At 73.5% G+C, this 4,155-nt stretch carries 3 protein-coding genes and 2 pseudogenes; all 5 read left to right on the top strand.

From position 1 onward, the window contains the following. The coding region (locus MCM47_RS39435) for an ATP-dependent DNA helicase RecG (RefSeq protein ID WP_238951690.1) at positions 1 to 1,315 on the top strand (1,315 nt) is incomplete at its 5' end. A gap of 106 nt (positions 1,316 to 1,421) precedes the next feature. Beyond that, positions 1,422 to 1,955, top strand: coding sequence for a hypothetical protein (locus MCM47_RS39430; protein WP_238951361.1), 534 nt, complete (start codon positions 1,422 to 1,424; stop codon positions 1,953 to 1,955). 158 nt (positions 1,956 to 2,113) lie between these two features. Continuing rightward, positions 2,114 to 2,700: pseudogene (rsmD, locus tag MCM47_RS39425) on the top strand (16S rRNA (guanine(966)-N(2))-methyltransferase RsmD). Between the two features lie 50 nt (positions 2,701 to 2,750). Then, positions 2,751 to 3,242, top strand: coding sequence for a pantetheine-phosphate adenylyltransferase (gene coaD / locus MCM47_RS39420; RefSeq protein ID WP_238951359.1), 492 nt, complete (start codon positions 2,751 to 2,753; stop codon positions 3,240 to 3,242). 206 nt (positions 3,243 to 3,448) lie between these two features. Next, positions 3,449 to 4,155, top strand: a pseudogene (locus MCM47_RS39415) (cell division initiation protein); the annotation flags it as partial.

The following is a 4,155-nucleotide window of genomic DNA, read 5'->3' as shown; positions in this document are numbered from 1 at the left end:
GCTCGTCGCGCTGCGGGCCATGCTGGCCGTGGTCGACGCGGGCGGCCAGGCCGTGCTGCTGGCGCCCACCGAGGTCCTCGCGCAGCAGCACCACCGCTCGATCGTCGAGATGATGGGCGACCTCGCCGAGGGCGGCATGCTCGGCGGCTCGGACCTCGGCACCCGCGTCGTGCTGCTGACCGGCTCGATGGGCGTTCCCGCCCGCCGCCAGGCGCTGCTCGACATGGCCTGCGGCGACGCCGGCATCGCGATCGGCACCCATGCGCTGATCGAGGACAAGGTGCAGTTCCAGGACCTCGGCCTGGTCGTGGTGGACGAGCAGCACCGCTTCGGCGTCGAGCAGCGGGACGCGCTGCGGGCCAAGGGCGAGCAGCCGCCGCACCTGCTGGTGATGACGGCCACCCCGATCCCGCGCACGGTCGCGATGACCGTCTTCGGGGACTTGGAGACGTCCGTGCTGGACCAGCTGCCGGCCGGCCGCTCGCCGATCTCCACCCACGTCGTCCCGGCCGTGGAGAAGCCCAACTTCCTGGCCCGGGCCTGGGAGCGGGTCCGCGAGGAGGTGGCCAAGGGCCACCAGGCGTACGTGGTCTGCCCCCGCATCGGGGACGAGGAGCCCACCGAGCCGAGGAAGCGGCGCAAGGCCGCCGAGGAGGACCTGGAGGACGTCGCGGACACCGGCGCCGACAGCGACGAGCGCCGGCCCCCGCTCTCCGTCGTGGAGACCGCCGAGATGCTGGTGAAGGGCCCGCTGGCCGGGCTGCGGGTGGAGATCCTGCACGGCCGGCTGGCCCCGGACGCCAAGGACGAGGTGATGCGCCGGTTCGCCGCCGGCGAGGTCGACGTGCTGGTCGCCACCACGGTGATCGAGGTCGGCGTGAACGTACCGAACTCGACCGCCATGGTGATCATGGATGCCGACCGCTTCGGCGTCTCCCAGCTGCACCAGCTGCGCGGCCGGGTCGGGCGCGGCAGCGCGGCCGGCCTCTGCCTGCTGGTCAGCGACATGCCCGCGGCGAGCGCGGCCCGCGCCCGGCTGGACGCGGTGGCGGCCACCCTGGACGGCTTCGAGCTCTCCCGGATCGACCTCGAACAGCGCCGCGAGGGCGACGTGCTGGGCCAGGCGCAGTCCGGGGTGAAGTCCTCGCTGAAGGTGCTCTCCGTGCTGGAGGACGAGGAGGTCATCGTGGCCGCGCGCGCCGAGGCCACCCGGCTGGTCGCCGCGGACCCCGACCTGACCGCCCATCCGGAGCTGCGCACCGCACTGGAGAGCCTGCTCGACGCGGACCGCGCGGCCTACATGGAGAAGGGCTGAGGGCGGGCGCACGGGCCGCCGCGATGTCAGACCCCCGGGAGAGAATGTAGTTGTTCGGGACGCACCCCCAAGGTGCGTATCCGGCACGACATTTGGGGGTCCTGCCATGGCATTCCGTCATCTCAACGAGCTCCCGCTGGGCGACAAGGTCTTCCGGATCGAACTCGCCAGCGACGACGACCGCGAGGTCACCCTCACCCTGACCGGCTGGCGCGAGGGGGAGGCGGCCGCGCCCCTCGCCTCGGGCAAGCTCCGCCTGCCGGTCGAGGACGTCGCCTCGCTGCGGATCGCGCTGAACCGCGCGCTCCGGGCCCTGGCGATCGTCGCCGACGTCTCCGAGCCCATCCCCGACCGCGACGTGCTGCGCGAGCTCTACCCCGGCCACGGCGCCCCCTGGGTGCCGCAGCACGAGGAGGAGCTGGTCCGGCGGTTCCACGACGGCGAGACCATCGCCCGGATCGCCGCCCGCTTCGGCCGCACGCCCGACTCCGTCCGCACCAAGCTGCGCGAGCTCGGGCACGACCCGCGCCGCCCCGAGTTCTGCCCGCCCGACGGCTGCCTCTCCTGGTCCCGCTACGCCTCCCCGGCGCTCCTCGGTGCGGCGATCCCGGCACAGTCCGCGGGGGCGGACGCGGGCTGAGCCAACGGCCCCGCCCAGCCCTGCCCAGCCCTGTACAGCCCCGCACAGCCCCGCCGGCCCGTCCGGCGGGGCTGTGCGCCGTCGGGGGCCGGGGGCGCCCACCCGCGCCCGGGGCGGGATAGCGTGGTCGGGCAGCGACGAAAGGACCTCCCACCACCATGACCCGCGTCATCGCCGGGGCGGCCGGCGGCCGCCGGCTGGCCGTACCGCCCGGCCGGGGCACCCGCCCGACCTCCGACAAGGCCCGCGAGGCGATGTTCTCCACCCTGGAGTCGCTGCGCGGCACCCTGCACGGGGCCCGGATGCTGGACCTGTTCGGCGGGTCGGGCGCGGTCGGCCTGGAGGCGCTGTCCCGCGGGGCCGAGCACGTCCTGCTGGTCGAGGCGGACGCCCAGGCGGCCCGGGTGATCCGGGAGAACGTCCGGATCGTCGGCCTCCCCGGGGTGCTGGTGAAGGCCGCCCGGGCCGAGAAGGTGATCGCCGGGCCCGCCCCGGAGGACCCGTACGACCTGGTCTTCCTCGACCCGCCGTACGTCGTCACCGACGACGAGGTGCGCGAGATGCTGATCACACTGTCGGCGGGGGGCTGGCTCGCGGACGACGCACTCGTCACCGTGGAGCGCAGCACCCGCGGCGGTGAGTTCGGCTGGCCGGACGGTGTGGGGGGGCCCCCCCCCCCCGCCGCTACGGCGAGGGCACCCTCTGGTACGGTCGCGCCGCCGCCGAGACCCGCCACCACCCCTAGCGGGCCGAGGAGGCCCGCAGCACCCGTCACCCACGAGGGAGCACCACGCCATGCGCCGCGCCGTCTGCCCCGGTTCGTTCGACCCGATCACCAACGGTCACCTCGACATCATCGAGCGCGCCTCGAAGCTGTACGACGTGGTGCACGTCGCCGTCGCGGTCAACCGGAACAAGCAGGGCATGTTCACCATCGACGAGCGGATCGCCCTGATCGAGGAGGTCACGGCGCCCTACGGGAACATCGTGGTCGAGTCGCACCTCGGCCTGCTGGTGGACTTCTGCCGGGACCGCGGCATCCCGGCGATCGTCAAGGGGCTGCGCGCCGTCAGCGACTTCGACTACGAGCTGCAGATGGCCCAGATGAACCACGGCCTGACCGGTGTCGAGACGCTCTTCGTGCCCACCTCGCCGACGTACAGCTTCCTGTCCTCCACGCTGGTCAAGGAGGTCGCCTCGTACGGGGGCGACGTCTCGCACCTGCTGCCCGAGGTGGTGCACCGCCGGCTGGTCGAGCGGATCGCGGAGCGTAAGGCGCAGCAGTAGGCGGTCCGCCTGCAGGCACCCGTCGTTCGGTCCGTTTCTGCCGGTTCGTCACCACTTGCCCCGGACCCGGTCGGGCGCCGGGGCCCGGTCGTTGTGACCTCGGCCCGCAGTGGCCGTACAGTCTGTAGTCCTGCCCTGCGGTGAGCTCCACCGCGCCGGGCCTGCCTCCGCCGGAGCGTCGGCGGCACACGGAAAGACGGAGTCCCGTGGACGTGCAGAACAAGGTCGACGAGATCGTCGCGGCCGTCGAGAACGCCCGCTCGATGCCCATGTCTGCCTCCTGCGTCGTGAACCGGGCCGAGCTGATCGGCCTGCTCCAGGAGCTCAGGGAGGCGCTGCCCGCCGAGCTGGCCCAGGCCCAGTCGGTGATGGCCGACCACGAGCAGGTGGTGGCCGACGCCCAGGCCGAGGCCGAGCGGATCATCCACGGCGCGCACACCGAGCGCGGTTCGCTGATCTCCGACACCGAGGTGGTCCGCCGGGCCCAGGCCGAGGCCGACCGGATCCTCGCCGAGGCCCGCGCCGAGGTCGACGCCAAGCGCGCCGAGGCCGACGACTACGTGGACAGCAAGCTGGCCAACTTCGAGGTCGTCCTCACCAAGACGCTCGGTGCGGTCGGCCGCGGCCGGACCAAGCTGCGCGGGGACTCCAGCGTCTTCGAGGCCGACCACGACGGCGAGACCGACGGCGAGGAGTTCCAGCCGCAGGGGATCAGCCCGAGCCCGGAGGTCGACGAGTACGTCGATGTGAAGCTCGCCACCCTGGAGAACGTGCTCAGCGCGACCCTGGAGGCGGTCGGCAAGGGCCGGGACAAGCTGCTCGGCAAGCGCCCGATCGACGAGCTGGGCGCCTACCTGGCCGCCGCCGACCAGGCCCAGCAGGCCAAGGACCGCGCCGAGGCGGTCGCGGCGGG

The organism is Kitasatospora sp. A2-31 (genome assembly GCF_022288725.1).
Classification (GTDB): Bacteria; Actinomycetota; Actinomycetes; order Streptomycetales; family Streptomycetaceae; genus Kitasatospora.
The sequence above is the reverse complement of the archived record's forward strand: the minus strand, read 5'-3'. Positions and strand labels throughout refer to the sequence as shown.